The organism is Deltaproteobacteria bacterium (assembly GCA_016210045.1).
GTDB lineage: Bacteria > UBA10199 > UBA10199.
In genome coordinates this window covers 25,011-48,941 of record JACQUX010000038.1, presented here as the reverse complement: position 1 = coordinate 48,941, position 23,931 = coordinate 25,011, and the positions used below count along the sequence as shown (strand labels likewise).

General features: G+C 61.9%; 23 protein-coding genes. 5 read left to right on the top strand and 18 right to left on the bottom strand.

What is annotated here, in order from left to right; translation table 11 throughout:
* Window positions 1-61: 61 nt before the first annotated feature.
* The 15 genes from ftsA to mraZ are packed head-to-tail and all read right to left on the bottom strand — an operon-like array spanning window position 62 to window position 16,917.
* Window positions 62-1,291: a cell division protein FtsA gene (gene ftsA, locus HY696_10710; protein ID MBI4238865.1), complete on the bottom strand. Its 1,230-nt coding sequence runs from the start codon at window positions 1,289-1,291 to the stop codon at window positions 62-64.
* 57 nt (window positions 1,292-1,348) lie between these two features.
* Window positions 1,349-2,158 carry an FtsQ-type POTRA domain-containing protein gene (locus tag HY696_10705; protein ID MBI4238864.1) on the bottom strand — a complete coding sequence of 270 codons (810 nt, stop codon included), beginning with the start codon at window positions 2,156-2,158 and terminating at the stop codon, window positions 1,349-1,351.
* Window positions 2,158-3,099 (bottom strand): D-alanine--D-alanine ligase, encoded by a 942-nt coding sequence (locus HY696_10700; GenBank protein ID MBI4238863.1) that lies wholly within the window; start codon window positions 3,097-3,099, stop codon window positions 2,158-2,160. The genes HY696_10705 and HY696_10700 overlap by 1 nt, the downstream gene beginning before the upstream one ends.
* A gap of 49 nt (window positions 3,100-3,148) precedes the next feature.
* Entirely contained in the window at window positions 3,149-4,060 is a 912-nt protein-coding gene (gene murB / locus HY696_10695) for a UDP-N-acetylmuramate dehydrogenase (protein MBI4238862.1), read from the bottom strand.
* A gap of 16 nt (window positions 4,061-4,076) precedes the next feature.
* On the bottom strand, window positions 4,077-5,441 hold the full coding sequence (locus tag HY696_10690; GenBank protein MBI4238861.1) for a UDP-N-acetylmuramate--L-alanine ligase: 1,365 nt from the start codon (window positions 5,439-5,441) through the stop codon (window positions 4,077-4,079).
* Entirely contained in the window at window positions 5,434-6,522 is a 1,089-nt protein-coding gene (gene murG, locus HY696_10685) for an undecaprenyldiphospho-muramoylpentapeptide beta-N-acetylglucosaminyltransferase (protein ID MBI4238860.1), read from the bottom strand. The genes HY696_10690 and murG overlap by 8 nt, the downstream gene beginning before the upstream one ends.
* Complete coding sequence (gene ftsW, locus HY696_10680; GenBank protein MBI4238859.1) at window positions 6,510-7,694, bottom strand: putative lipid II flippase FtsW; 1,185 nt, start codon at window positions 7,692-7,694, stop codon at window positions 6,510-6,512. Before ftsW ends, murG begins: the two co-directional genes overlap by 13 nt.
* 1 nt (window position 7,695) lies before the next feature.
* Window positions 7,696-9,072 carry a UDP-N-acetylmuramoyl-L-alanine--D-glutamate ligase gene (gene murD, locus HY696_10675; GenBank protein MBI4238858.1) on the bottom strand — a complete coding sequence of 459 codons (1,377 nt, stop codon included), beginning with the start codon at window positions 9,070-9,072 and terminating at the stop codon, window positions 7,696-7,698.
* On the bottom strand, window positions 9,072-10,175 hold the full coding sequence (locus HY696_10670; GenBank protein MBI4238857.1) for a phospho-N-acetylmuramoyl-pentapeptide-transferase: 1,104 nt from the start codon (window positions 10,173-10,175) through the stop codon (window positions 9,072-9,074). The genes murD and HY696_10670 overlap by 1 nt, the downstream gene beginning before the upstream one ends.
* A gap of 2 nt (window positions 10,176-10,177) precedes the next feature.
* The gene (locus HY696_10665) at window positions 10,178-11,596 is read right to left on the bottom strand and encodes a UDP-N-acetylmuramoyl-tripeptide--D-alanyl-D-alanine ligase (protein ID MBI4238856.1); all 1,419 of its coding nucleotides are present in this window, start codon (window positions 11,594-11,596) and stop codon (window positions 10,178-10,180) included.
* Window positions 11,580-13,082 carry a UDP-N-acetylmuramoyl-L-alanyl-D-glutamate--2,6-diaminopimelate ligase gene (locus HY696_10660; GenBank protein MBI4238855.1) on the bottom strand — a complete coding sequence of 501 codons (1,503 nt, stop codon included), beginning with the start codon at window positions 13,080-13,082 and terminating at the stop codon, window positions 11,580-11,582. Before HY696_10660 ends, HY696_10665 begins: the two co-directional genes overlap by 17 nt.
* Window positions 13,083-13,111: 29 nt before the next feature.
* Window positions 13,112-15,220, bottom strand: a complete 2,109-nt coding sequence (locus HY696_10655; GenBank protein ID MBI4238854.1) for a transpeptidase family protein — start codon at window positions 15,218-15,220, stop codon at window positions 13,112-13,114.
* Window positions 15,217-15,570 carry a hypothetical protein gene (locus tag HY696_10650; protein MBI4238853.1) on the bottom strand — a complete coding sequence of 118 codons (354 nt, stop codon included), beginning with the start codon at window positions 15,568-15,570 and terminating at the stop codon, window positions 15,217-15,219. The genes HY696_10655 and HY696_10650 overlap by 4 nt, the downstream gene beginning before the upstream one ends.
* Entirely contained in the window at window positions 15,567-16,463 is an 897-nt protein-coding gene (gene rsmH, locus HY696_10645; protein MBI4238852.1) for a 16S rRNA (cytosine(1402)-N(4))-methyltransferase RsmH, read from the bottom strand. The genes HY696_10650 and rsmH overlap by 4 nt, the downstream gene beginning before the upstream one ends.
* A gap of 13 nt (window positions 16,464-16,476) precedes the next feature.
* Complete coding sequence (gene mraZ / locus HY696_10640; GenBank protein ID MBI4238851.1) at window positions 16,477-16,917, bottom strand: division/cell wall cluster transcriptional repressor MraZ; 441 nt, start codon at window positions 16,915-16,917, stop codon at window positions 16,477-16,479.
* 803 nt (window positions 16,918-17,720) lie between these two features.
* Here mraZ and HY696_10635 point away from each other — a divergent pair.
* Window positions 17,721-18,344, top strand: a complete 624-nt coding sequence (locus tag HY696_10635; protein MBI4238850.1) for a YqgE/AlgH family protein — start codon at window positions 17,721-17,723, stop codon at window positions 18,342-18,344.
* A gap of 150 nt (window positions 18,345-18,494) precedes the next feature.
* On the opposite strand, the gene HY696_10630 is transcribed toward HY696_10635, so the two are convergent.
* Window positions 18,495-18,965: a hypothetical protein gene (locus HY696_10630; protein MBI4238849.1), complete on the bottom strand. Its 471-nt coding sequence runs from the start codon at window positions 18,963-18,965 to the stop codon at window positions 18,495-18,497.
* Between the two features lie 442 nt (window positions 18,966-19,407).
* Here HY696_10630 and HY696_10625 point away from each other — a divergent pair, with 442 nt between their 5' ends.
* The 4 genes from HY696_10625 to HY696_10610 are packed head-to-tail and all read left to right on the top strand — an operon-like array spanning window position 19,408 to window position 21,857.
* Window positions 19,408-20,265, top strand: coding sequence for an MBL fold metallo-hydrolase (locus HY696_10625; protein MBI4238848.1), 858 nt, complete (start codon window positions 19,408-19,410; stop codon window positions 20,263-20,265).
* Window positions 20,237-20,932: a CPBP family intramembrane metalloprotease gene (locus HY696_10620; protein MBI4238847.1), complete on the top strand. Its 696-nt coding sequence runs from the start codon at window positions 20,237-20,239 to the stop codon at window positions 20,930-20,932. Before HY696_10625 ends, HY696_10620 begins: the two co-directional genes overlap by 29 nt.
* 56 nt (window positions 20,933-20,988) lie before the next feature.
* Window positions 20,989-21,405 (top strand): nucleotidyltransferase domain-containing protein, encoded by a 417-nt coding sequence (locus HY696_10615; protein MBI4238846.1) that lies wholly within the window; start codon window positions 20,989-20,991, stop codon window positions 21,403-21,405.
* Entirely contained in the window at window positions 21,402-21,857 is a 456-nt protein-coding gene (locus HY696_10610; protein MBI4238845.1) for a DUF86 domain-containing protein, read from the top strand. Before HY696_10615 ends, HY696_10610 begins: the two co-directional genes overlap by 4 nt.
* A gap of 15 nt (window positions 21,858-21,872) precedes the next feature.
* Here the strand turns inward: HY696_10610 and HY696_10605 are convergent, their stop codons facing one another.
* Both HY696_10605 and HY696_10600 read right to left on the bottom strand, forming a co-directional pair.
* Window positions 21,873-23,135, bottom strand: coding sequence for a hypothetical protein (locus HY696_10605; protein ID MBI4238844.1), 1,263 nt, complete (start codon window positions 23,133-23,135; stop codon window positions 21,873-21,875).
* Between the two features lie 64 nt (window positions 23,136-23,199).
* A complete protein-coding gene (locus HY696_10600) occupies window positions 23,200-23,928 on the bottom strand; it encodes a hypothetical protein (protein MBI4238843.1) in 729 nt (242 codons plus the stop codon).
* Window positions 23,929-23,931 lie beyond the last annotated feature (3 nt).

The following is a 23,931-nucleotide window of genomic DNA, read 5'->3' as shown; positions in this document are numbered from 1 at the left end:
CTCCACCGGCAAAGCCGGCGGAGCCTCCCCCTCAACGCCGCTGTGCGGCTGTTGTGCCATTTCAAAAAATCTCCTCGAACCATTCTTTCATGCGCCATTTCATGCGCCCATACGCGCCTTGCGGTTGCGGTTCGACAGGCGCTCCTTGATGCAGATGCTGCGCCCCGCTCAACACTAACCCGACACCCGTGGCGTACATTGGACTGCGCACCACATCGACGAGCCCGCCAACGCCACGCGGGAGACCACGCCGCACCGGGAGATTGAGGATCTGCTCCGCTAATTCCGGCATCCCTTCGAGCACTGAACAGCCGCCGGTCAACACCACACCGGCCGCCAGCCGATCTTCGAAACCGGCCCGAATCACTTCTTGCCGCACTAACTGAAACACCTCTTCCATCCGCGGTTCCAAGATCTCCGCCAGAATGGAGCGCGAGAGCGCGCGCGGATTGCGCCCGCCGACGCTCGGCACTTCGATCGTTTCTTCTTTCTGCACGATCGACGTCAACACGCAGCCGTATTTCTGTTTGATCTTCTCCGCTTCGTGCGCCGGCGTGCGCAGCCCAACCGCCACGTCGTTGGTGAGGTGATTGCCGCCGATCGGCAGCACCGAGGTGTACTGGACGCTCCCACCGTTGAAGATGGAGATATCCGTCGTGCCGCCGCCGATGTCGATCAGCAACACGCCGAGCTCGCGCTCATCTTGCCCCAGCACCGCCGCGCCGCTGGCCAATTGCTGCAAGATCACTTCGTGCACCGTGAGGCCGGCGCGACTGCAACATTTCACCACGTTCTGCGAGGCGCTCGCGGCGGCCGTCACGATGTGGACCTTCGCCTCCAACCGCACGCCGCTCATCCCGACCGGATCTTTCACGCCGTCTTGTTCATCGACGATGAACTCTTGCGGAATGACGTGGACGATCTCGCGATCGACCGGGATCGCGATCGCTTGCGCCGCGCCGATGACTCGTTTCATATCGGGCGAACGCACTTCTTTATCTTTAATCGCAACAATGCCGCGACTATTGAGCCCGCGGATATGCGATCCCGAGATCCCGACATAGACGCCGGTAATATCGCATCCCGCCATCAACTCCGCTTCTTCGATCGCCTTCTTGATCGCCTCCACCGTACTCTCGATGTTGATGATCATCCCCTTGCGCAACCCGCGGGACAGGTACGACCCGATGCCGATAATATTGACACCGTCATCCGCCACCTCCCCGACGATGGCGCAGATCTTGGTCGTGCCGATATCGAGCCCGACGACCAGTTCTTCTTTCTTTGCCATTGTCCCCCTCCTTATTGTTCTTTACCCACACGACGGCAGCTGACGGCTTCATAACGCTCATGAACTGTCGCTCCGCACGACGACTTTGCGCTCCACAAATAAATCGACCGACTGCATCGCGCTGGAGGCCGGTTCCAGCGCGGGCCAAATCTCGACGAAGCGATCCAACTGCTCCACGCTCGGTTGCTCGCCCAAGCGCAACTGAATGGCCGGGCGTTCCGTGATCACAGAGATCCGCCCGTAGCGATCGCGGACCAATTCCGAAATGCCAAGTCGCTCCGCGAGGGCATGACGCTCGAAACGGCGTTCCAACTGCAGCAAACCCTCGAGCTGCGTGGAGTGGCCAACGCCGTTGCCATCAACGGTGACGTCGGTGATGCCGGTGAGGATCGGCAAATCCGACGGATCGCCGACTTGATGCGCCTTAAAAATCTTCGCCTCCGCATCGACCAAATACAGTCCATTCGCATTCAGCAACGCGATCGGCTCCCGTTCCACGACATAGATCCAGAGGATATGGGGGAGCTTTCGCCGCACCGCACTCGCCCGCACCCACGGATGGCGATTCACGCGCTCTTGCACGGCATCGAGCGAGAGTTGGAAGAGACTCGTCCCCAGTTCCACTTCCGTCAGTTCCTTGATGCTCGCTTCGTCGAGATGGGTAAAATCGCCGCTCACGACAATCTGTCGCACCGCGAAAAGATCACGTTCGCAAATTAACGCGTAGATCCCGTACAACGCGCCGACACCGAGCAACCAAACGAGTACGACGCGGGAGATCCGCTCCACGCGACGCGCGATCCGCAACCATCGCCGTTGGCGATGTCGTGCCGATCGAATCATCGGTTCACCGGCGACTCGCGCCATTACATCCCCCCCATGCGCAATCCCGCATCGTTGAGGATCCGCTCACACACTTCGTCGAACGCGATGCCGAGATAGGCCGCGGCCTTCGGCACCAACGACGTCTCGGTCATGCCCGGAATCGTGTTCAGCTCCAATAACACCGCAGATCCGTCGTCGCGCACGATGTAGTCGGCGCGCGCCCAACCCCGACATTCCAATTCCCGCCAGAGCCGCGCCGTCCAGTCGCCGAGCAACGCCGTCGTTTCCGCCGGAATACGCGCGGGCAAAATATAGTCCGTCATCCCTTTGGTGTATTTCGCGGTGTAATCGTAGAATCCATGCTTCGGCGCGATCTCGATCGTCGGCAAGACTTGCCCGCAGAGAATCCCCACCGTCACTTCTTTGCCGGCGATATATTCTTCGATCAGGATCTTCTCGTCGGAACCCGCCGCGAGTTGCAGTGCGCTCGGCAACGCGTCGAGCGCGCGCACGATGGCCAGCCCAATGGTCGAACCCTCGCGGACCGGCTTCACGACCACCGGCAATTCAAACGAAAGCCGGGTCAGGAGTTGTTCGACGGAATCGGCGTTGGCGTGGAATACTAAGTCCATCGCCACGGGGATCTCGAGATCCCGCGCGATCCGTTTGCAGAGGATCTTGTCCATCGCGACGGCCGAGCCACAGACGCCGGTCCCCGCGTAGGGAATCCGTTGAAACTCGAGCAGGCCTTGAATGGTGCCGTCTTCCCCGTATTTCCCGTGCAGCGCAATCACGGCGACGTCGATCGGTGTCGCCCGTAATTGTTCGACGAGGTTGAGCGTCACGTCGATCTCGACGACGTGATAGCCGCGCCGCTGCAACGCCGCGCTCATCGCGCGACCGGTCCGCAGCGAGATCTCGCGCTCCTTCGAGACCCCGCCCATCAAAACTCCGACCCGCTTTCCCTGCCACCGCTGCGACATATCGTTCTCCCACTTAAGCACTCACACACTTACGCACGTACGCACGGATTTATTCCTCCCCCACCATCACCACTTCCGGCTCCAACCAAATGCCGCTGCGCTCTTTGACTTTTTCGCGCGCGACGCGGATCAGCCGTTCGACATCGCGCGCCGTCGCGCCACCTTCGTTCACGATCCAGTTGGCATGCAGCTCCGAGATCCGCGCCTGGCCGATCCGCACACCGCGCAATCCCGCGTCGTCGACCAATTGCCATGCCGACCGTCCGTCCGGATTACGAAAGATCGATCCGACACTCGGCTGCGTCCCCGGCTGCGCGTCTTCCCGTTTGGCGCGCAACTCCGCGAGACGTGCCTTCACCGTTTCCGGTGTGCTCGGACGCACGGCCAACCGAGTCGCCACCACGATCGCGCTCCGCGCCAACTTCGTCTTGCGATACGCAAACTCCAACTGCTTCGCGGTGCGCGTCACCAATTTTTCGCCCTGTTCAACACAGGTCACGTCAATCACCACATCGCCGATCACTCCCGCCGGCGTCCCGGCGTTCATCACGATCGCGCCGCCGACCGTCCCCGGCACGCCCTCGAGACCTTCCAGGCCGGAGAGTCCGCGCTCGCCGCAAAAACCGAGCAAGCGTTTCAGTCGCACTCCGGCTTCCGCGTACACCACGGCGCCATCGTCCAGCCGAAGCGCATCGAGCGCGGCGAGGGAGATCACGAGCCCGCGCACGCCGCCGTCGCGCACCAACAGGTTGCTGCCGCGTCCCAACAGCAACCACGTCCAGCCCTGCTCCTTGGCCACACCCAACACGGCGCGCAAATCTTCCAGATCCGCGGGGCGACACCAGGCATCGGCCGGGCCGCCGACTTGTAAGGTCGTATGCGCCGCCATCGGCTCATTGAAACGGAGTTCGCCGCGCGTCCTCGTTTGCAACAGTTCCTGCTGTGATTTTGTCCATGCCATAGTCATCGATCCGCGTTCAGGCCTTCACGAACTCCGCCGCCACTTTGCTGATATCCCCCGCGCCGAGAAATAAGACGATCGCGTCGCGCGTGACGAGTCGTCGCGTCAGTTCGAGCACCTTCTGCGGCGACTCCGCGTAGCGCACCGCCAATTCCGGCCGCCGCCGCCGCAACGCGCCCCACAGCCGCCGCGTGGAGACGCCCGGAATCGGACGTTCCGAGGCCTCGTACAAACGCATCAACACCAAGCCATCCACGCCGGCCAACACCTCGACAAAGTCGCGGAACAACGCTTGGAGCCGCGAATAGCGATGCGGCTGATGCACCACGATGACGCGTTTCTCCGGCCATCCCTCGCGCGCGGCCCGAATTGTCGCGGCCAATTCCACGGGGTGATGCGCGTAGTCGCTCACGACGATGGGCGCTTGTCGGCGGAGGATCTGAAAACGCCGTTCGATCCCGCGAAACCGCGCCAGCCCACGCACGATGGTGCGGAACGGGATCTCCAGAAAATGCCCCACCGCGATCGCCGCCAACGCGTTGCCGACGTTGTGCCGTCCCGGCATCCGCAATTGCGCATTCCCAAGCACTTTATTACGATATAGCACTTCAAAATGGAGTCGTTCCGCCCGGGCCCGGATATTCCGCGCCATATAATCGGCTGCGACATTGACGCCGTACGTGACGACCGGGCGACTGAGACGTTGCGCCAACGCCATCGTTTCGGGATGATCGGCGCAACACACGGCCGTGCCGTAAAACGGCGCCCGCTCCGCAAAGCTCCGATACGCCTGCCGCACGTCGTCGAAGTCTCGATAGTTCTCCATATGCTCGCGATCGATATTGGTAATCACCGCGATCGTCGGATCGAGCCGCAGAAAGGAGCGATCCGATTCGTCCGCCTCGGCCACCAGGAACTCTCCCTTCCCGAGACGCGCGTTAGTCCGCCACGCATTCACGCGTCCGCCGATGATGATCGTCGGATCGAGCCGTCCGGTCGCCAACACCGCGGCGATCAACGACGTCGTCGTCGTCTTGCCGTGCGTCCCGGCCACGGCGATCCCGTATTTGAGCCGCATCAGTTCGGCCAACATCTCGGCGCGTTGCACGACAGGAATGCCTCGCCGCCGCGCCTCGACGACTTCCGGATTCGACACTGCGACCGCAGATGACACCACGACAACATGCGCCGCGCCGACATGCGCCGCCAGATGACCGTAATGCAATCGCGCGCCGCGTTGTTTGAGTCGCCGCGTGGCGGCACTGGGCCGCAGGTCGGAACCGCTGATGCGATACCCTAAATTCAACAGGACCTCGGCAATGCCGCTCATCCCGACACCGCCGATGCCCACGAAATGCAGCTGTTGATAGCGTTTAAACATTTTGTACTAACTCCACGACGGCATCCACAATCTGTTCCGCCGCGTGCGGCGTCGCGAGGGCATGCATCGCGGCGCTCATCGCCGCCAACCGCGCCGGGTCTTGCAACACGGCGAGACAGGTCGCGAGCAGCTGCGCACTATTGGTTTCGGCCTCGCGCAACAGCAACGCGCCACCGGACGCCACGACCGCGCGCGCATTTTCCTCTTGGTGGTTGTCCGCCGCGTGCGGATACGGGATCAGCAGCGCCGGCAATCCCGCCAACGCGATTTCCGCCACGCTGCTGGCGCCGGCGCGACCGATCACCAAGTGGGCACGCGCATACACCGCCTCAATTTCATCGATGAAGTGATAGACCTCCGCCGCGATGCCCGCGTCGCGATACGCGCGTTCCACCGTCGCTGTGTCGATCGAAGACCCGATTTGATGAATGACCTGGCACGGCACTCCGCTGCGTCCCAGTCCCGCCAGCGCGCCGATCACGAGTTCATTCACGCGCCGCGCCCCTTGCGAACCGCCCATCACAAAGATTGTCCACGGCGGCCCCGGCGGCTGCACGCGCGTCCGCAATCGCTCCACAATCGCGTGCCGCAACGGCATCCCGGTCCGCAACACTTTCCGGGGCGGGAAAAAATGATTCGATTGCGGATAGGTCGTACAGACCCGCCGCACCACCCGCCCGAGCAGTCGATTCGTCAGTCCTGGAATGCTGTTCTGTTCGTGGATCAACGTCGGCAATCGCCGCCACGCGGCCGCACCCATCAGCGGCGCAGAAACGTAGCCGCCAGTTCCCACCACAGCATCGGGCGCGAACTCGGTTAACACGCGGCTGGCCGCGCGCACGGCACACACCAACGTCGGCACGGCGCGCACCCTATCCAACATCCGCCGCCCTTTGAATGGTGCGGCCGCGATCGGAAAGAACCGCCTGCCTAAGCCCGCCACGATGCGCGCCTCCATGCCGGTCGCCATGCCAGCAAAGGCCAGCGTGACATCCGGCATGCGTCGTTCCAACGCCTCCGCAATCGCTACCGCTGGAAACACATGGCCCCCTGTCCCTCCACCTGTGATCAAGACGCGCATAACGCCTGTGTCGTCAGTGCGAATGGCCGCTTCGTATTTTTCACCGGAGCCCGCACCGCATTGGTCTCGGCGCGATCCCGCGCCACCGCATACGACGAGACGTTCAGCAAGATTCCCATTCCGAATAGCGTCGCTAACAGGGCCGACCCGCCGTAACTGATAAACGGCAGCACCATCCCTTTCGTCGGAAACAGTCCCATCACGACCGACAGATTGGCGATCGCCTGCCACGCAATCAGCGCCGTGATGCCCAATGCGAGATAGCGCCCGAATCCGTCCGGCGCGCGCCACGCGGCCCGCAACCCACGCACCGTCAGCACCACGAACAAGCTCGTCAACAGGAACAGACCGACCAGCCCCAACTCTTCCGCCAACACCGCCGCGATAAAATCGGTGTGCGCCTCGGGGAGATAAAACAACTTCTGCTGGCCCTCGCCGAGCCCGCGTCCCCAGACGCCGCCGTGATAAAACGAGATCAGCGATTGGATGATCTGGAATCCCGACCCGTAGCGGTCGCTCCACGGATCGAGAAACGCGAGGATGCGCGCGCGGCGATACGCCACTCGCGCCACGGCGAAATAGATGAGCGGCAGCGCCGCCAACCCCAGTGCGACTAAATACGTGAGCCGCACCCGCGCCGCGAAGAGCAGGAAGAGCAGCACCGATCCCATGATGAACGTGGAGCCGAAGTCGCGCTGGCCCATCACGACTGCCATCATCAGTCCGCCGACGACCAAATGCGGCAGCACGCCGACCGCGAACTGCCGCATCCGCTCGCCCTTCTTTTCTAAGGAGTACGCCAGGAACACGATCAATGCGATCTTCACCAATTCAGAAGGTTGGAACGTGAACGGGCCAATCCGGACCCACCGCGCCGCGCCGCTGGCAACGCTGCGCAGACCCGGGACATACGCCAGCAACGCCAATCCGAGACTCACGCCGATCAACGGATACACGGCATGGCGCCAATACGCGTACGGAATCCGTGCGACGATCATGGCAACTCCGCCGCCCAGCGCCACGAACACGAGTTGCTTTTTCAGAAAGAAATACGCATCGCCGTAGCGCTCCGCGGCCAAGACTGCGCTGGCGCTGTAGACCATCACCACACCGAACGCGACCAGCATCACGACGATGCAGAGGAGCCAATAATCATAATGCGCGCGTTGCATCTTAGCGATTCTCCTCGGATGTCCAATGTCGCGCCCAGCGCGCGAAATCGTCGCCGCGTTCGGCGTAGTTGCGATATTGATCGAAACTCGCGCACGCCGGCGAGAGCAGCACGACGTCGCCTGGGACCGCGCGAGCCACTGCCGTTTGCACGGCTTCGGCCATCCCGTCGACCACGACCGTTTCCGTACAATCGCGCAACTCGCGTTGCATCAAGTCGCGTGCCGCACCGAAGAGGACTAACGTCTTGACCCCATGCCGCACCGGTTCGCGCAGTTCGGCATAGCCCGCCCCTTTGTCGAGGCCGCCCGCCAACAGCAAGACCGGCGCGGAAAATCCGGCAAGCGACTTCACGACCGAGCCGACATTCGTTCCCTTCGAGTCGTCAAAGAAACGCACGCCGTGCCATTCGTGCACGAGCTGGCAACGATGCGGCAGACCGGGGAAACTGTGGCACACTTGGGCGATCGCCTCGACGGATGCGCCGGCGCACAAGGCAGCGCACGCGGCGGCCATCATATTTTCCTGATTGTGCGCCCCGGTCAGTCGCGCGGTCCGCAGATCGACCCGCTCCGTACGCGCGTCCGGCCGACACAGCTGCATCACGCCATCCGCGCACCACGCGCCGACCTGCGCACGCCGCGGTGCATGCCGCGTGAACGGGATCCGGCGCGCCGGGCAGGCGCCGAGCTGAGCCACGACTTGCGCGTCATCGGCATTGAACACCGCATCCGCATCCGCCGACAGCGACTGCCACAACAACGCCTTCGCGGCAGCATACGCGGCAAAATTGGCGTATCGATCCAAATGGTCGGGCGTAATATTCAACATGACCGCAATTCGCGGACGCAGACTCGGCGTGGTTTCGAGTTGATAGCTGCTCACTTCGATCACCCAAAATCGCGCGGCGGCTGCCTCGTGCAGCTGCGCCAACAACGGCGTCCCGAGATTGCCGCCCACGACGGCGGGAATGCCGGCCGCGCGCAACATCTCGCCGATCAACGTGACGGTCGTCGATTTGCCGTTGGTCCCACTGACCGCAATAATCGGCGTGGCACAGCACCGCACCGCCAACTCCATTTCGCTGACGATCGGGATCCCGGCCGTCCGCGCGGCGACCATCCCGGGATTGGTGAGCGGGACGCCCGGACTCGCCACGACCAGATCGGTGGCGGTAAAACAGGCGAGCGGCTCGCCGTCGAAATGGAACGTGATCAGATACGCCGCCAACGCGGCCTGTGCGGCCGCACATTGCGCCGCCGGCGCCGCGTCGCAGACGACTACCTGCGCGCCTGCCTCCGCACAAAACCGCGCGGCCGCGAGACCGGAGCGACCCAAGCCAACGACTAAGATTTTTTTCCCGCGCAGTTCCATTCGCATTACCGTATTTTGAGCGTCGTCAGACTCACGAGCGCCAACACTAACGCCACGATCCAAAAACGGACGATCACACGCGACTCGGGCCAACCCTTCAATTCGAAGTGATGGTGGAGTGGGGCCATCCGAAACACGCGGCGCCGCGTCAGTTTGAACGAGGCCACTTGCACCATCACGGAAATGGTCTCGAGGACGAAAATGCCGCCCACGACGACTAACAACAGTTCCTGCTTCGTCAGCAATGCGATCGCGCCCAACATCGCGCCGAGCGGCAGCGACCCAACATCGCCCATAAAAATTTCCGCAGGATGCGCGTTAAACCAGAGGAAGCCGATCAAACCGCCAACCACGGCGCCGCACAGCACGGTCAATTCGCCGACGCCCGGAATCCCCGTGGGACCGGCCGTCGTCGGCGCGAACGGAATTTGTAAATAGCCGGCGATCGTCGCGTGGCCGACTGCGTAGGCGAAAATGCCGTACGCCAGATACGACATGATCCCGGGTCCGGCGACGAGGCCGTCGAGGCCGTCGGTCAAATTGACCGCGTTCGCGGCGCCGGCGATCACGATCGTGCCGAACAAGACGTACCACCAGTGGAGATCCGGCGCTAAGACCTTGAAGAACGGAATCGCCAAATGGCGATCGAAGCCGACGACATCGAAGAGGATCAGCACCGCCAATGCGGCCGCGACCATTTGCAGCGGAAATTTGTACCGCGCTTGCAGACCTTTCGGATCACGCAAGATCAACTTCCGATAGTCGTCGAAAAATCCGATCATCCCGTACGCAAACCCCACGGCCACCGTGAAGAGCACGTAGCCGTTATCCCAACGCCCCCACAAGCCAAGCGACACGCCGACGGCCAACCAAATCAGCAGCCCACCCATCGTCGGCGTGCCCGCTTTTTTCAAATGCGTGGCCGGCCCGTCATCGCGCACCGTTTGCCAAAACTGGCGCCGCGTCAGCCAACGGATCATCGGACGACCGAACACCAAATACACGGCCAACGCGGTAAAGATCGCCATGAACGTGCGAAACGTGATGTATTGGAAGACGCCGAACCCGACGTAGTGATCGCGCAGCGGATAGAGAAAGTGATACAGCATCGTCAGTTGACCCCAAATCGTTGTTTCAAGAATTCCACGACACGCTCCATCTGCATGCCGCGCGAGCCCTTCACCAACACCACATCGCCGCGCTGCGCCGTCTGCGCCACGGCTTCGCACAAGGCCGTGACATCGGGCGCCGTCTGCCGCACGACATCCGCGCCGCCGGCATCCCGGGCACCGCTCGCCACGGCCTCGGCGAATTCGCCGCAGAGAAACAACGCATGCACCCCGGCCGCGACCGCCTGCGTGCCGACATCCTGATGTCGCACCAGCGCCTCGTCGCCGAGCTCCAACATGTCGCCGAGCACGGCCAAGAAGCGTCCGGCCCGCTTCGCCGTTCCGACCGTCCGCAACGCCATTTGCATCGAGAGCGGATTCGCGTTGTAGCAATCGTTGATCACTTGCACGCCGTTCTCGAGCTGCACGCGCTCCATCCGCATCCGCATCGGCGTAAAGTGCGGGAGCCGTTCCATAATCGTGGCCACTGGGATTTCCAACGCCAGCCCGACCGCCGTCGCCGCAAGCGCATTCATCACGTTGTGCGTCCCCGGCAACGGGATCTGCGTCCGCTGTTCCGCGCCGCGCACGTACAAGGTCAGATCCGTCGTGCCGAGCCCGTCAGAGGTCATGCGACCGAACTGCACCTCACATGCATTTTGCATCCCGTAGCTGATTTTCCTTCCGGGATAGGCGGCGCCCAACTCACGCGCCCAGCGATCCTCTTGATTGACGACCACCGTCGCGTCGCGCCGCATCGTCGCAAACAACTCGCCCTTCGCCTTCGCCACATTTTCCACGGTGCCGAGCGACACTAAATGGCACGGCGCGACGTTCGTGATCACGCCGACGTCGGGATCGAGAAATTCCGTCATCGCGGCGATCTCGCCGAACTCGCTCATGCCCATTTCAATGACTGCGGTGCGATGTTCCGCGCTCAAACGGAGCAGGACCAACGGCATGCCGATCAAATTATTGAAATTCCCCTCCGTCTTCAGCACCGGCCCGCGCGCGCCGACCACACTGGCGACCATTTCTTTCGTCGTCGATTTCCCGTTGCTGCCGGTGATCCCGATGCGCACCAGTGCGGATTGCCGTGCCCGCCACATCTTCGCGATCGCGCCCAATGCGGTGATCGTATCCGGGACACGGATGATCCACGGCACAGTGCGTGCGTGCGTAAGTGCTTGAGTGCGTAAGTTCGGAAGGTCGCGATTCACGATGACTCCCGGAACACCGCGCGCCAACAGATCCGTGACGAAATCGTGGCCGTCGAAATGCGGGCCTTTAATCGCAACGAACCATTCGTGCGGTGCGAGTTTGCGTGAATCGATCGCGAGCCCCGTCATCGGCGCCGCATCGCCCGCCTGCACGACAGACGCACCGGTCGCCACGATCACTTGTTCAATCGTCAGTTCCATATGCTCCACGCGATTGCTGCTCCATCCATGTCCGCACCACTTCCCGATCGTCGAAGTGGCGTTTCTCCGTCCCGACGATTTGATAGTCTTCGTGTCCCTTGCCGGCGATCAGCACCACGTCACCGGCCACAGCCATCGCCAGCGCCCGCTGAATCGCGGCCGCCCGATCCACAATCACTTCGTGGCGCGCCGTCCCAATGCCCGGCACGATCTGCGCAATAATGGACGCTGGGTCTTCCGTCCGCGGGTTGTCCGACGTCACCACCACGACATCGCTCGACCGGGCGGCCGCCTCCCCCATGAGCGGCCGCTTGCTCTGATCCCGATCGCCCCCGCATCCGAACACCGTCACCACCCGCCCGCGCGTCAATGCACGCACGGTCATTAAGACATTCCGCAATGCATCCGGCGTATGGGCATAATCGACAAACACCGTCACACCGTGCGGGCCGGCCACGCGCTCCAGTCGGCCCGGGACTTGCGCCATCGCGGCCGTGCCCGCCGCAATCGCGGCCGACGGCACTTCCATCGCCACGGCCGCGCCGATCGCCGCTAAGAGATTTTGCACATTAAAGCGCCCGACGAGCGGCGACTGCACTGCAAACTCTCCGACCGGCGTCCGGACGTCCATCCGTGTCCCGTGCAAATCCGTCGTCACGTGCCGCGGAAACACCTCGGCCGCCACGCCTTCGCTGTAGCGCAAGATCGGCACCTTGCAGTCGGTCGTCATCTCCGTCGCCATCGCATCATCTGCGTTCACGACCGCAAAGCGCGCGGTTTTGCAGCTCGCCGTCAACAATTCGCCGAACAGACGCCGCTTCGCCGCCGCATAGGCGCTCATCGTTCCGTGGTAATCGAGGTGGTCCTGCGAGAGATTCGTAAAGATCGCGCCATCGAAATGACTCGCATCGACCCGTCGCTGTATCAACGCATGCGACGAAACTTCCATCGCGACATCGGTTACCTGCGCCCCGAGCATGCGGCGACACAACGCCTGCAAGTCATATGACTCCGGCGTCGTGGTCGGCGCCGCAACCACGGTCTGCGCATAGCGATAATTGATCGTTCCGATCACTCCGGGCGATCGGCCGGCCGCGCACCAAATCGCCTCCAACAGATACGTCAGCGTCGTCTTCCCATTGGTCCCGGTGATCCCCACCAGACGCAACGCGCGCGTCGGCTCGCCCCACCACGCGGCGGACAATTGCGCCAAGGCCAAGCGCGCATCCGGCACGTGAATAATCGTCACTGCGGACGGCACCGCTATCGGCGCCTGCGCGACCACCGCCACTGCGCCGGCCGCCACCGCCGCTGCAACATACAGCCGCCCATCCGCTTGTGCGCCCGGCAACGCCACGAACAGCATTCCCGGCCGCACCGACTGCGTATGATAGGCCACGCCCGTCACCGCACGATCGGTCGGACCTTGCACGTGCACGACCGCGCACGCCTGCAACAACATTTCTAATGATCGCGCTTCCATCATTGCATCCGCTCCGTCACTCACGCACTTGATTACTCCGGCAACCCAAACTCCACTTCCATCGGCCGTTCGGCCGTCAACACGGTCCCCGGAAGCGGCGACTGCGTAATCGCCCGGCCGGCCCCTTTGACTTTCAGCGCCACCGGCACTTCGCCCGTCAAGCGCACGACTTCCCGCAACGAGAGCCCCACGAGGTTCGGCACGATGATCCGATCGCCATCTTGTCGCACAAAACCCACCACTGCATCGTCGGCCGGCACCCGTGGCTGGTGGCTGGTGACTGGTGACTGGTGGCCGGAAACCGATAGTCGGTGGTTGGTGACTGGGGGCTGGTAAACAGCCGTGCCATCGGCCAACAACACCGGCGCATCCGTCGACGGCACTTCGAGATACTGCAACGTCGCCTCGACAATTTCGCGGAAGATCGGGGCCGCCACGGCACCGCCATAATACGCGCCTTTCGGCTCATCGAGCCCCACGAACACAACAATCTTCGGTTGCACGACCGGCGACATGCCGACAAACGACGCGAAATATTTTCCGGCCGCGTATCCCTTGCGACCCTCCACCACTTTTTGGGCCGTCCCGGTCTTACCGGCCGTCGGATAGCGCGACGACGCGGCGGCCTGTCCGGTGCCTCCGGCCTCCACCACCCGCTGCAACAAGGTCCGCATCACGGCCGCCGTCTTCGCCGACACGACTTGCCGCACCGGCTGCGGATCCCCTTGATGCACGATCTCCCCGCTCCCTGAGCGAATTTGTTCTACGAGATACGGCCGCATCAACCAGCCGTCATGCGCCAACGCCGTAAAGGCCATCGCCATTTGCAGCGGTGTGACCGTCACGCCTTGCCCAAACGCAATCGTCGCGAATTCCACCGGCGACCAGCGCTCTGCCGCGCGCAGCACCCCGCCGGCCTCGCCGGGAAAATCAATGCCCGTTTTCCCGCCGATCCCGAAATCGCGCAGCGCGGCTCCGATCCGCTCCTTGCCAATCACGGCCGCGACTTTGGCCGTACCGATATTGCTCGATACCTGAATGATGTCCGCCACCGGCAACACTCCATGCGGATGCGCATCGTGCAAGACATGCGAGCCGACTCGCAACAACCCGCGTTGGCAATCAAACCGCTGCGTCGGCGGCACTCCGGCCTCCAACGCCGCCGCAATGATCAACGCCTTGAACGTCGAGCCCGGTTCAAACGTATCGGTCAGCACCCGATTCCGCCACGCGTCCTGCGGATAGTCGGCGTAGGCATTCGGATCGAAGGTCGGATGGCTCGCCATCGCGAGAATGCGCCCGGTCTCGACTTCCACAACCACCGCCACGGCGCCTTTGCTGGCTGCGGCCACCGCGCCACGCTCCAACGCCTGTTCGGTAAAATATTGGATCGCCTTATCGATCGTCAGCACGATCGTGCCGACGGCTTCGTCATCGCGGCTGCCTGCGCTCGTCGCGTTCGCCGTGAGACCGACCGGCGTCGCCGTTGCCGCAGCGTTTTCCACGTCGCCCTGCACCGGCGTAAAGAAAAAGCGCCCGCGCGCATCGCGCTCATAGATCATATGGCGCGCCGTGCCGCTTAAGTATTCCTGATAGGCCAACTCCACACCGGCCAACGGTTCGGCGTCGTATCCAACGGCCCCCAACAGCTGGCTGGCCAGCATGCCATTCGGATAATTGCGCTGATTCTCTTCGACGAAATGGATTCCCGGCAGCCGTAAATTACGCACCACCTCCGCCAGCTCCGGCGCCACGCGCCGCACCACCCACGCAAAACGCTTGCCGACCCGCATCCGCCGCGCTGCCTGATCGCGCGCTTTGCCTAACGGCACTACATGATCGATCGCGTCGAGCGTCGCGTGCGGATCCACGATTGCGCTCGGATCGGCAAAAATCGACTGGACCGGAACACTCACCGCCAACTCCCGACCGCGCGCATCGAGGATCTTGCCGCGCTTCCGCGCCATCGGCACGACCGCCTTCGACTGTTTTTGCGCCACCCACTGCAGACTTTTATCGTCGACACATTGCAAATAGACCGCCCGCGTCAGCACCGCGCCGAATCCACAAAACAAAAAAACCGCCAACACCACAAAGCGCGCCCCGCTGGGCCGTTCCGCCGCGTCCCCGCCATCGTTCATGGCACCCTCGCCGCATCGCCTTGCACATAGACCACTTGTCCGAGGGTCGGCGGCGCCAACCCCAACTGGTCATGCGCAACACGCATCAGCCGCTCCATCGATTTGGCCGCCGCGACCTCGCCCTCTTCCTGCGCAATCGATTTTTCCAACTGTTGGAGCCGTTGCTCGACCCCCGTGAGCTCATAGCGTGCGTTGAGCACTTGCATGCGCGACCAGACATGGACGATGCCGAACACCGTCGCCAATCCGAGCAATCCCACGACGTGTCGCATCACCCGTCGCCGCGCCGCCCGTTCGCGATCGCCCACGATCCGCACCGCCGGCGTCACTGAAGAGATCCGCGCGCTCATCGCCGCTCCAACACACGCAACTTCGCGCTCCGCGCCCGTGGATTTTCCCGCACTTCTTGCACCGTCGCCGCGATCGGTCGCTTCATCACTAAGTGAAATCCCTCTTCGACGGCATATCGACGAAACCGATGCTTCACCAATCGATCTTCCAGCGAATGATAACTCATCACCGCCAAACGCCCGCCCACCTGCAACAGCCGCGGTGCCGTTTCCAACATCCGCTCCACATTCAACAGCTCGCCGTTCACGACGATCCGCAGCGCTTGGAACACTCGCGTCGCCGGATCGATCCGTCGTCCGCCACGCGAACGCGCCGCGCCAGGCATCGCGCCGCGCACGACTTCCGCTAATTCGGCCGTCGTTTGGATCGGCGCCACGGCGCGCCGCGCGCACAACGCCCGCGCGATCCGCTTCGCAAAACGCTCTTCCCCATATGTATACAACCAGTGCACCAATTCTTGCTCCGAAGCCGTATTCACCAACTCGGCCGCCGTCACGCCCCGACTCCGATCCATCCGCATATCGAGCGGCCCGGTCTTCTGAAAACTAAACCCACGCCCCGCAACATCCAGTTGTTGGCTGGAGACCCCAAGGTCCGCCACGATGCCATCTACCGCCGCGATGTGTTGTCCCTGCACCACACTCACCCCAGAGGCATAGTTTTCATGAATCAATTGCGCTCGCGCGCCGAACCGCGCCAATCGTGCTTGCGCCCGTTCAATCGCCGCCGCATCCACATCAAGCCCGATCACGCGACCATCCGGCCGACTCGCTTCCAACAGCGCCACCATATGCCCGCCATCCCCCGCCGTCAGATCCACGTAAATTCCACCCGACCGCGGAGCCAGATATTCTAAGACTTCGGTGACCATGACGGGGACGTGGAAGCTCATAAGGTCCCCTGCCTTATAACCCCAACTCTGCCAGCTTTTCGCCCAATCCCTTCAACGCGCCTTGGGCCTCGCTGAAGACTTGCGTCCAGCGCTCGCGCGCCCACAGTTCGATCCGGCGCAAGGTACCGACCAACACGACGTCGCGCGCAATGCCCGCATACTCGCGCAACGTCGGCGGCAACTGGATACGCCCTGCCTTGTCGATCGGGCACTCGGTGGCGCCGGAAACGAAGACGCGAAGCAACGCTTTGACTTCATCTTTGAATTGGGGCAACGCGGCGATCTTCTGTTCGACGACTTCCCACTCTTTCACCGGATAGGCCCAAAGACACCCATCGAAATTGGTGATGACGAGCCGCTCATCATATTGTGTCGCCAACACCTCCCGAAACCGGGCCGGGATCGACAAACGACCCTTTCCATCCAACCCGTGTTCGAAGCGCCCTCGAAACATATGATTATCAGCCCTTTACACTGAATCCCACTTTATCCCACTTTATGGGCAAAATAAGGGATTACGCGCAGAGCGTCAAGAAAATCTACGAGCTAATGCATTGAAAAATGGTCATTTTTCGGATTTCTGGCGCTCAAAACGACGCAGAAGAATCAATAGACAAATCAGTTAATTACACGACATGTCGCAAGTGCCCATGAGACTTTGATCGCAAGTGACTGAAATGGAATGAGGACAAATACGTGCATGATCACGGGGGACCAGAGTCGCGGGTTGGAGGTCCCCAGGGTACGCTATCGCGGCGGCATCGAGCCGCCGCGCGCTCGCCCTCGCCGTTTTTCGTCATTAGATTTCGCAAGGAGAAAACGGCTGCGAGAGCCCCTGGGGACCTCCAACCCGCGACTCTGGCCGTGAAGCAGACCATCCATGGGTTTGCCCCAATAGAAAAAGTTACGAGCAAGAGACGCAAGGCCCCCGAAGCAGTCGCGTTGGCAAGCGGCGCTGCCTGAGAGCACTGCAAATCTCATTCATCCAAATTGAAAACGTGGCCCCGGCAGGGGCGAGGGGGAGGGCCGCGGGCGAGTCTGAGCGAGGGAGTGCGATGGGGTTGAAGCCCGACCGAGCGAGGTCTCAGTGAGCCGAGCGCCGTAACGCGAGGCGAACGGCCCGCGGCCCTCCCCCTCGCCCCTGCCGAGGATATGACTCAGCATTGCAATCGGGATGTTCTATTGGGACGGATTGGGAAATTCACTGAATATGACCATTGGGTTGACAAGCGGCGGCGGCGCGGTTACTCGGGGCCGATGCTTGATCTGAAAGAATTTTCTCCGTGCCTGCTCATCGCCATGCCCCAACTCGCCGACCCGAACTTTCATCGCACGGTCGTGTTGTTGGCGGAGTTCCGGCCGGGGGGTTCCTACGGAGTCGTGATCAACCGTCCGTTGGAACAGACGCTCGGCGCAGTCCAATCCAACGACGTCGAACTCGCTCCGCAATATCAAACCGCGCCGCTCTGGTTCGGCGGCCCCGTCAATCCACGCCAGGCATTGCTCATTTCGAACCTGCGCCCCGGCGCGGAAGACGAACTTCCGGAGTTCGATGACACTTCGTCCAGCTGGACCGACAGCGACGCCGACGGCGCCGGGATCTTGCTGCTCGGCAACGGCCTGGCGCTCGCGAACGGCAAGGCGATGCTGGTCGATTACAGCTGCGATCTTTTGGGCGATATTTTTAAAGTCGTGGCCGGATATGCCGGTTGGGCTGGCCAACAACTCGACGAAGAACTCCGCGCCGGGAGTTGGCTGATCGCCCCGATGGACAAAGACCTGATCTTCTCTGCCCCAGACACCATGTGGGACCGCGCACTGCGCACCCTCGGCGTCGACCCCGTCACGCTCCAAGCCCCACCCAGCAGCGTACACCATTAGAATGGGGGGCCCGCGCGGCGCCGGCGGTGCTACTCGATCATTTGAAAAGGCGGCGCCGCGCCATACCCCCCATGCCCCCGCGCGACGGACCGGCAAAGCCGGATCCGTCGCTTGAATGGGGGGCCCGCGTGGGGCGGCTGGGGGCTGTCGCTACGACTTCTTCTGCTGTGTGAGAAACCGCTGCTTGCCTTCAAGGAATAAGAGATCGTCGTGGTCTTTACCACGGAGGCCCTGCTTGAGTTGGATCATGGTTTCGAGGTTGGCGACCGGAATCAGCACGTCGTCGGCAATTTCCACCTGATCGATCGCTTGCGCCACGGCATCATAATCGACGGCGCCGATCGCATGGATCAAATCAATAACAAAATCTGCACCGCCAATCCGTACGACGGTATAGCCACGGACATCGGTCGGCCGCAGTTCGTCGATATCGGGCACGAGCGGGCGCAATGCGACCTGGATCGCGCGGATATTGGCCTCGGCAGGATCGACAAGGAAATCAATGTCCCCCGTTGTCCGTTCATAGCCATGGAGGATAATGGCAAAACCGCCGACCAAGACATACCGCACCTGATGCGCGTTGAAGAGTCGGCAGATCTGAACAAAGCGTTCCCAATTCACTTTGCTTTCCTTGTCACCGATGCACGAATGGTTGCCGCGAGGCGATCCTGTTGTGCGGCGGCGAAAGATTCATAACGATAGATCCCCCGCCCTAACGGATTCCCAACTCGCCAGGGGAACATCGCGATGCGCTGGATCCAATGGCGAGGGAAACCACGCTCGAGGTGGCACTGTTGCAACGCCTCCCGGGCGGCCTCAAAACTTGGATACCGTTGGATCTGTCCCATATTGGCGAGCTTAGCGTGTTTCCTCATGCCCCGCAATGGCGATGCGCGAGGATGCGCGAGGAAATAAATGATCCCCGCGGCAAGCCACGGAGAATCGACCCGCGGGGCTAGCGCCAACGGCGCGGTGAGGGGGAGGCTCCACGGGCTTTGCCCGTGGAGGGGGCGACGCTAGCCCCTGATTGACAGCATCGCACCATCGCATTACGAAAACCGGCATGCAGATTGGGCCGTATCAGATTCAGACTATCGAAGCGGGCGTGTTTGCGTTGGATGGGGGCGCGATGTTTGGGATCGTGCCGCGGCCGTTGTGGGAAAAGAAGATCACGCCCGACGCGCGGCATCGGATCGAAATGCGGACGAGGTGTCTGCTGGTGCGCGGCGCAGTGGCGGGGCGGCAAAAAGTCATCCTGATCGACACCGGGATGGGAACGAAGTGGGACGCGAAGGGGATCGACATCTATCGCGTCGAGACCGCGCAATTTGACTTGTTGCGCGGGTTGCAGGACACAGGCGTCGCGCCGGAACAGGTCACCGATGTCATCCTGACCCACTTACATTTCGATCACGCGGGTGGGGCCACGAGACGCGCCGCGAATGGCGGGATTGTTCCGACGTTTCCTCGCGCCACGTATTACGTCCAACAATCGCATCTCGATTGGTCGGGCCGCCCGACGGAGAAAGATCGCGGCAGCTTCATGCCCCCCGACTTTGAACCGCTCCTCGCGGCCAAACAGTTGGTCGCACTCGATGGTCCGACGGAACTCTTTCCCGGGATTGCGTTGCGGCTCTCGCAAGGCCATACCACCGGACTGCAACATCCGCTGATCAGCGACGGCCAGACGACGCTATTTTACTGCGCCGACTTAATCCCCACGTCGCTCCACGTCCCGGTCCCGTGGGTGATGGCATACGACATTCGGCCGCTGGTCACGATCGCAGAAAAACAGACCATCCTGGCCGAGGCCGTAGCTAACGGTTGGATCTTGGTCTTCGAACATTGTCCGCTGATCGGCACCGGCACCATCATCAAGACCGAAAAGGGATATGCACTTGGGAACGCCGTCGCATGCTGATCCACATGTCCCACGGCCCGGCACTGCGTTGGGGCTCTTCGTTGCCATCCTCTTGCTCCAAATCCTGGTTTCGCTGCTGTTTCGTTCCACGCATTTTTGGGCGTCGGTGTTGACCGGGCAGCTCGGTGCGATCCTCTTGCCGACGTTTGCGCTGATCTGGTGGCGCGGCTACGATCGGCAACGCTGCATTCCATTCACATGTCGCAGCGGCATGGCGTGGCAACAACGCTGCGGCACCGCGCTGCTGATCATATGCAGCGCGATCGTGGTCGTGCAGCTCACAGAGCTCGGCATCCGGTGGACCAAGAGCATCATCCAAACAACGCCGCTGTTTGAAGAACAATACGCGGCGTGGCTCCACCCGACGTCCGTTGCCCATGCCGGCGCGTTGCTCGGCGCGCTGGCCCTCCTCCCGGCGTTCACTGAAGAATTGCTGTTTCGCGGCCTCCTCCAGGGCAGTTTCGCCCACGCGTATGGCGCACGGATTGGCTTATTGCTCAGCAGCGCGCTCTTCGCCGTCGCACACGGCAATCTCTCATTTTTCCATCTCTACTTCGGCCTCGGCTGCTACTTAGGCCTGCTGCGACTAAAGAGCGGGGCCCTCTGGTGGCCGATCTTGGCACACGTCACCAACAATGCCTGGACGTTAGTGAGTCGACATTTTTGAGTCATTTTGAGACGTGCAGGATTGCATCACCGGGGACCCGATGCTAGAGTGGCCCTATGGAGCAGGTCGTCACAATATCAGCCGCACATCAGGCACAGATCGAGGAGTTGGGCATCACTGCGCTGTATCTCTTTGGTTCCCGCGCCACGGGGCATGCCACGGCACGATCGGATTACGACTACGCCGTCTTGTTGCCGCAGACAGGCCATGCACGCGGGGACGAGTTGTATCAGTCGCTGTATGAAATCTTGACCGAGTGTTCACCGCGCACCCTGCAGAACGACGTGATCGACATCGTGTTCTTGCGCGATGCCCCGTTGGAATTGCAGTGCCATGTGATTCGGTACGGCCTGCTCCTTTTAGACACGGAACCGTCGCCACGACTCCGATTTGAAACGGAGACATTGTTGCGCTACTGCGACTATCGTCCCATCCTGGATCAATTCGATCGCACGATTTTACAATCTCTATGAGCCCACCACTGGAACGCGAGGCCATCTTTCCCCGCTTGGATGGCATCAAAAAGAATCTGAAGAAGCTGGGAGAACTCGCTGCGCTGAGCCCTGAGGGCTTTCGCGCCGAAGATCCCTATGCCCTCGCGCAGCACCACTTGCGTCTCGCGTTGGAAGGAATTTTTCATATCGGCTCGCATATCTTGTCACGCCTCCCGGGAGGACGCGCGGTCGAATATAAGGAAATCGCCCGCAAATTGGGAGACCTCGGCGTCGTCCCGCACGATTTCGCGGAGCGCGCGTTAGTCCCAATGGCGGGCTTGCGGAATATCCTGGTGCATCAATATTCCGATCTCGACGCGGCCCGTCTCCACACCATCATTCGGCAACACCGCGGCGACATCGACACCTTCTTGCGGCATATCAAGACATTGCTCCAGCATCCGGATCGCTTGGGATTGCGGGTGGAATGAGCCAGCGCCTTGCGATCACAAGAGTCGGTTGTCTTCGGTGATCCGGGAGACGTGTTCGACGCTCCGATACGCGCGCACCTCGGCTTGATGGCCGATCAAGTCGTGCCAATAGGCCACAACGGCGCGGAGGCCGTGGGTAGCTGCCAGCGTTACAGCGCAGTCAGTCAATTCGCCCGGCTCGTCCTCGCGCAGCACCACCTCATCGAGGCTCGAGTCAAAACTGCCGCTGCTGCCGTCGATCACTAAGATGGGGCGAGCAGTGCGGGAGGTCGGCGGGAGTAGTCGCACAAATCCGGCCCCGACAACCGCTGTGGCTCCACTGGGCAGGCGCCACAAGTGCCGGGTCCCTTTATCCCCCAACACATGGCCTCGGATCCCGGCGGCCTCGTAGACGACGTACTTGGCCAGCCCATTATACTGCCTCGCCAATTCTCGCCGGAGCACGGCGAGTGGGGCGTTGGCTGCGAGCAGATTGTCGTCGCGCTCGGTCGAGCTCCAGGCACTGTGCATGGTCTGCACGATCGCATGGCGCCCCAAGTGCGACTGGAAGAAATCGAGCGCGGCGTACATCCCGGCGTCGGAGGCGACCGTGAGGCCACGCACGAAGACGAACCCAATGATTCCGCTGTCGATGGTTGGAAGATAGGAACTATTGCCGTCGAGCGCAACGCGTACGCTCTCACCTTCGGGCCAGAGTCGCAGTTGCCCCGCCGCCAAGATATCCACTCCATCCGGGAGCAAATCCATGTGCTGCCGATAGTCCGGGTGATGCTTGTCTTCTGGACACACGGCGTAATGTTCCACACCGGTCGCATCGCGGTACACTACGTATTTCACGAGATAAGCGCCATTTTGGTCACGCCATGGGGCAATCTGGTGGCAGAGTCGGCCCAGCGGCGTGTCAGCTGCAATGGCCGCGAACGGATTCACTGGTTCCAACTGTGGTTCGAGGTCTGGGGTTTGGGGTTCCGTCGCTGTGACAGCGGTTAGAGCACCGGCCATGACTGCTTCAACAGGGGTAATTCCCAATGACGTTTCCAGCGCGGCCAATCGGGCTTCAGCGCGGGTCAGATGAAAATCGGCGGGCCGGCCAAACAGGCGTCCGACAGGGCCGACGCGCGTCTCACCGATCCGCGTGATCGTGGCCGCCGCCTGTTGCGCCTTTGGATTTTGCGCTGTTGCCGAGTGCGTTGCGACGACCGCCAGCCGCGCCCGCAATGCCGCTTGCCGTGCCACCAAATCCCCCGCCACGCCGCGCTGCCTCACCCGCATGCCCATATACTGCTCTTCATCGGCCGCCCGCCAAGAAAGTTGCGTAAAAAAACCGGGTCTGCCAAGCGGGCTATTTTCCGAGTAGCGCGCGTTCCAGTTCCGGCGTCGCGGCGATTTCGGCCCACAGCGTGACCTTCTTTTTGGTGAGATGGCCCAGCGGATAGACCCAGTGCGCGGTTTGGGCGTCGTTGTGTTCCGCGTTGCTGGCCACGATCAAACCGGGCAACGTGGCGGCGAAGCGGATGAAGACACCGCCGAACATCATGTCCGTCATTTGTTGTGCATCGAACGGATCTTTTTTCCCTTTCTTGCCGGCCTTGGCCTTCGCCTTCGCCACTTTGGGCGGCACCAACGTGCGCTCGAAACGGAGTCGATTACCGACGCGGCGGACACGATAAAATCCGCTGCTACGAAACAGCTCCGGCGCGCTAGTCGCGGCCGGATCGCCGCCGGCGGCCGGCGGCAGCTGTCGGTAAAATTGATGCAGATCGGCGAGCCGCGCGGCCTCGACGGTGGAGGTGACGATCAGTTGTCCGTCGCGCTGTTCCGTCTTCACCGACTTGATCTGGACGCCGGGTAGCCCGCTCCCGGCTTGGGCAAGTTTTTGGTCCACACCGCCGATCGGCATCCCTTTCATCTGTTCGGAAAATCCCATCCGCACGGTCGCGGAGAGCGTAGTGCGTCCCGTGACATCGACACGCGTCCACTCATCGACACCGAAGCAGCCGGCCAATAGGAGACATAACAAACCGACACCGGCGATCCGCCCATTTTGCACTTTGCATTTTGCTTTTTGCATTTT

Coding starts and splice junctions, on each gene's coding strand:
- HY696_10705 (MBI4238864.1), bottom strand. CDS start 2,158: ATGGCGCGAGTCGCCGGTGAACCGATGATTCGATCGGCACGACATCGC.
- ftsW (MBI4238859.1), bottom strand. CDS start 7,694: ATGCAACGCGCGCATTATGATTATTGGCTCCTCTGCATCGTCGTGATG.
- HY696_10625 (MBI4238848.1), top strand. CDS start 19,408: ATGCAGATTGGGCCGTATCAGATTCAGACTATCGAAGCGGGCGTGTTT.
- HY696_10670 (MBI4238857.1), bottom strand. CDS start 10,175: ATGCTGTATCACTTTCTCTATCCGCTGCGCGATCACTACGTCGGGTTC.
- rsmH (MBI4238852.1), bottom strand. CDS start 16,463: ATGAGCTTCCACGTCCCCGTCATGGTCACCGAAGTCTTAGAATATCTG.
- HY696_10700 (MBI4238863.1), bottom strand. CDS start 3,099: ATGTCGCAGCGGTGGCAGGGAAAGCGGGTCGGAGTTTTGATGGGCGGG.
- HY696_10610 (MBI4238845.1), top strand. CDS start 21,402: ATGAGCCCACCACTGGAACGCGAGGCCATCTTTCCCCGCTTGGATGGC.
- murG (MBI4238860.1), bottom strand. CDS start 6,522: ATGCGCGTCTTGATCACAGGTGGAGGGACAGGGGGCCATGTGTTTCCA.
- HY696_10690 (MBI4238861.1), bottom strand. CDS start 5,441: ATGTTTAAACGCTATCAACAGCTGCATTTCGTGGGCATCGGCGGTGTC.
- HY696_10605 (MBI4238844.1), bottom strand. CDS start 23,135: ATGGGCATGCGGGTGAGGCAGCGCGGCGTGGCGGGGGATTTGGTGGCA.
- HY696_10660 (MBI4238855.1), bottom strand. CDS start 13,082: ATGATGGAAGCGCGATCATTAGAAATGTTGTTGCAGGCGTGCGCGGTC.
- HY696_10615 (MBI4238846.1), top strand. CDS start 20,989: ATGGAGCAGGTCGTCACAATATCAGCCGCACATCAGGCACAGATCGAG.
- HY696_10650 (MBI4238853.1), bottom strand. CDS start 15,570: ATGAGCGCGCGGATCTCTTCAGTGACGCCGGCGGTGCGGATCGTGGGC.
- HY696_10600 (MBI4238843.1), bottom strand. CDS start 23,928: ATGCAAAAAGCAAAATGCAAAGTGCAAAATGGGCGGATCGCCGGTGTC.
- murB (MBI4238862.1), bottom strand. CDS start 4,060: ATGGCATGGACAAAATCACAGCAGGAACTGTTGCAAACGAGGACGCGC.
- murD (MBI4238858.1), bottom strand. CDS start 9,072: ATGCGAATGGAACTGCGCGGGAAAAAAATCTTAGTCGTTGGCTTGGGT.
- HY696_10635 (MBI4238850.1), top strand. CDS start 17,721: ATGCTTGATCTGAAAGAATTTTCTCCGTGCCTGCTCATCGCCATGCCC.
- ftsA (MBI4238865.1), bottom strand. CDS start 1,291: ATGGCAAAGAAAGAAGAACTGGTCGTCGGGCTCGATATCGGCACGACC.
- HY696_10620 (MBI4238847.1), top strand. CDS start 20,237: ATGCACTTGGGAACGCCGTCGCATGCTGATCCACATGTCCCACGGCCC.
- HY696_10665 (MBI4238856.1), bottom strand. CDS start 11,596: ATGGAACTGACGATTGAACAAGTGATCGTGGCGACCGGTGCGTCTGTC.
- HY696_10655 (MBI4238854.1), bottom strand. CDS start 15,220: ATGAACGATGGCGGGGACGCGGCGGAACGGCCCAGCGGGGCGCGCTTT.
- mraZ (MBI4238851.1), bottom strand. CDS start 16,917: ATGTTTCGAGGGCGCTTCGAACACGGGTTGGATGGAAAGGGTCGTTTG.